General features: G+C 59.6%; 2 protein-coding genes. Both read left to right on the forward strand.

Going from position 1 to position 1547, the window contains the following annotated elements; genetic code table 11:
- Nucleotides 1-69, forward strand: a 69-nt coding sequence (locus ACRESJ_RS21710) for a hypothetical protein (protein WP_431759740.1), incomplete at its 5' end; no start/stop codon positions are given.
- Nucleotides 70-80: 11 nt separating this feature from the next.
- A complete protein-coding gene (flhF, locus tag ACRESJ_RS21715; protein ID WP_431759739.1) occupies nt 81-1406 on the forward strand; it encodes a flagellar biosynthesis protein FlhF in 1326 nt (441 codons plus the stop codon).
- Nucleotides 1407-1547: the final 141 nt, after the last annotated feature.

Genomic DNA, 1547 nt, shown 5'->3' on the forward strand with positions numbered 1-1547 from the left:
TTGGCTTACCAGGAAATCCCTGACAACAAGCAAGTGACCATCGTTGCGACAGTAGGGCCCAACGGCTGAGGTAGTGGTTTATGCAAGTTAAGCGTTTTTTCGCCGCCGATATGCGTCAGGCCATGAAACTGGTTCGTGATGAGCTGGGCTCCGATGCCGCCATTATCGGCAACCGTCGTATTGCCGGCGGTGTCGAGCTGACGGCTGCCCTGGATTACAAGCTTTCTGCGCTGGCCCCGCGTGTTCCGAACATGGAACTCGAAGACGAGCTGCGCAAGACTCAGTCGCGGATCGTCACCGCACAGGCCGAATTGAGCCTGCGCAGCGAGGGCGAGAGCGACAATGCCACCAATCGCCAATTGTTCGCCGGCCTGCCGCTGACCGCCGCCGAGCCGCTGATGGAGCCGACCTACGCCGAGCCTCGTCGCCCTGCGCCAGCGCCTGCTCCAGCCGCCGCTGTTGATGCCCGGGTGTTTGATTCGATGCGTTTCGAGCTCAACAGCCTGCGCGAACTCATGGAAGTACAGCTAGGCTCTTTAGCCTGGAATCAGTTGCAAGGCAGCAGCCCGGGTCAGGCCAACCTCTGGCGTCGCCTGCAGCGCATTGGTCTGTCTGGCCCGTTGTCGCGCGATTTGCTGGCGCTGGTGACCGACATTCAAGAACCTCGTCAGGCCTGGCGCATGTTGCTGGCTCACCTGGCGCGGATGATCGCCACGCCGGAAATCGAGCCGCTGGAAGAGGGCGGTGTGATTGCCATGGTCGGTCCCGCCGGCATGGGCAAGACCACCACTCTGGCCAAGCTGGCGGCCCGTTACGTGCTCAAGTACGGCGCGCAGAACATCGCGCTGGTGAGCATGGACAGCTTCCGTATCGGTGCCCAGGAGCAGCTCAAGACCCTGGGTCGAATTCTCAATGTGTCAGTGACCCACGTCGACCCGGGGCAATCGCTGGTGCAGGCGCTGGATCCGTTGCTGCGCAAGCGTGTGGTGTTGATCGATACCGCCGGCCTGCAGGCCAGCGATCCGGCACTGCGCATGCAGCTCGAAAGCCTCGCCGGTCGTGGCATTCGGTCGAAAAATTATCTGGTATTGGCAACCACCAGCCAGAAGCAGGTTCTAACGGCTGCCTACCACAGTTACAAGCGCTGCGGGCTCGCTGGCTGCATCCTGACTAAACTGGATGAAACGGCAAGTCTGGGCGAGGTATTGAGCCTGGCCATCGGTCATGAATTGCCGGTGGCCTACCTGACCGACGGTCCGCGGATTCCGGATGATTTGCATCTGCCGCGTCGTCATCAACTGGTCAGTCGTGCCGTCAGCGTGCAAATGCAGGAAGAACCCAGCGAAGAAGCCATGGCTGACATGTTCGCTGATATCTACCACAGCCCCACCAAGCAGGTAGGCTGAGGTGACAATGAATAGTTTTTGTACCTACATCGATGGTCTGCCATGCATTGTTCCGTTTGTGAACGCGCAGCCAGTAATGTGGCCTCCGTCTATGCAAGACAAGGTAAAGAAATAACATGGGCAGCATGCATCCCGTACAGG

The sequence above is a fragment of the Pseudomonas sp. genome, from assembly GCF_050739655.1.
Classification (GTDB): Bacteria; Pseudomonadota; Gammaproteobacteria; order Pseudomonadales; family Pseudomonadaceae; genus Aquipseudomonas.